2 protein-coding genes are annotated in these 1,726 nt (G+C 35.3%); one reads left to right on the plus strand and one right to left on the minus strand.

Annotated features, from left to right (window positions below; translation table 11 throughout):
* A partial coding sequence (locus tag JEM49_RS09995) for an IS110 family transposase (protein ID WP_201874876.1) occupies positions 1 to 882 on the minus strand: 882 nt, incomplete at its 3' end.
* Positions 883 to 1,475: 593 nt separating this feature from the next.
* Between JEM49_RS09995 and JEM49_RS10620 the strand changes: the two genes are divergently transcribed.
* Positions 1,476 to 1,616: a hypothetical protein gene (locus tag JEM49_RS10620; RefSeq protein WP_242509824.1), complete on the plus strand. Its 141-nt coding sequence runs from the start codon at positions 1,476 to 1,478 to the stop codon at positions 1,614 to 1,616.
* The last annotated feature ends 110 nt before the right edge of the window (positions 1,617 to 1,726 follow it).

Genomic DNA, 1,726 nt, shown 5'->3' on the forward strand with positions numbered 1-1,726 from the left:
AAATCTGCGTAAATCTCCTAACTCTGCTAAAACTCTGACTGCAGTGGTCTGTGCAAAGCCTGGAATGCTTTCTAGGTTTTCTAAGTCATGATTAGGCAAAGTTTTGGCGAGTTTAACCATTTTGGTAATTATACGTTGACGTTGATTGCTTAGATTAAGCAGTCTTCTGGCATAATATTGTGCTTGCTGGACTTCTATGTCAGAGCAAGAAACAACTGGATAAGCTAAATGAGCTAATTCAATTAGTTTATCTGTTGTCCTTTGTGCATGATTAAAAGCGATGCCTTTCAATTTCATCAACCAGTTAATAATTTGCTTTTTATCATCTTTTCTTACTAAATCACAATGAGGATAACGAGCAACTATTTGCCAATAATTCTTACCTCTAGCAATAGAAAATAAGTTTTCAATTTCGGGAAAGGTTGATTGTAGAGCTTGGTGAAGTCGATTTTTAGCTATTACCAAGTCACTTGTCAGCTGGTCATAGAAGCGGCTCAAAGCATTAAGCTGCTTATAAGTTTGGGATTCGCTTTGATTAACCGGATGGCGATAAAGTCTTTGAATTAAAGCTAAATGATAAGCATCAGTTTTATCGGTCTTGTTGTAGCGTAGCCCCATATTCATCTCTTTTTTGGCTTTAAGCGGATTAAGAACAACATATTCATAGCCGTAGTCTTCAAGAAAAGCCTGCAGTCTGCGTGAATAAACACCGGTAGCTTCAAAAATAATTTGTGGATGTTTAGAAAAAGCAGCCAGCTCATGAAGTAATTGAATAAAACCAGGACGATCATTGGTAATAGTAAGTTCATTTTTACTTTCACCAATTAGTTCGCAAACAGTAGAATTTGACTTGCTTACATCAATTCCAAAAGTAACTTGCATAATATAACCCCCTAAGCTCAAGTAGTAAAACGTATTTACTTAAGAAATCAGATCTAATTTTCTAAACTCGACATCTAAGTGTCCACATTCTTCGAAGAGACTCCTGAAAACTCAAGCAAAACTGCCAGTTTATTATGCGACATCAAGTGTCTAAAGCCCCGATGACATATAGTTTTACTACTACTTAAATTCTACAAGAGAATAAAAATAGTGAATCAATTATTCCGTCGGATAACTAATTCACTATTTAGCTTAGAATGTTTATTATGAAAAAATTATCAAATTCGGTGCCGCTGCATTAGCCTTACCGCTTCGGTAGGGACCGTTGCTCCAGTCGTTTCTCAACCTCAGACTGTGCAGGCGGCTTCGAAGACTGTCAAAAGTGGTTCACTCACTTTTCACATTAAGAAGAAGCAAGTAAGAAAATCTTAGTGCTTTGGGTAAATGTTACTAACCATGGTAAAAGGACAGTTAAGAGTGACATGTTGATGAACTATTCTGGCGTTAACGCTTATCAAAAAGTTCATGGAAAATGGCAGTAATTAACTACTGGTGCGACTAATTCATCCTCATTGATTAAGGGCTTAGGTAAGATGGAACATAATTTGAAACCACATAAGACTATTAAAAATGGCGTAATTATATTCACCTTAGAAAACCGCAGTAAGGTCAAAGTAGAATTTCAAAAAGGCTATAATCAAATTACTGCTCGTCGCTACTTTAAAGTAAAATAAATTAAAAAAGCATTTATCGATTGTCGCCAATGTCATTAAGTTAAGACATTGACAATTAATATTAGACTTTTAAAGCACTGATTTAACATTTAATTGGTTAAATTGGTGCT

It is taken from the genome of Lactobacillus sp. A27 (genome assembly GCF_016742815.1).
Classification (GTDB): domain Bacteria; phylum Bacillota; class Bacilli; order Lactobacillales; family Lactobacillaceae; genus Lactobacillus; species Lactobacillus gallinarum.

Bases quoted from the DNA above. Each gene is read 5' to 3' on its own strand.
- JEM49_RS10620 (WP_242509824.1), top strand. From the start codon at position 1,476: ATGGAACATAATTTGAAACCACATAAGACTATTAAAAATGGCGTAATT.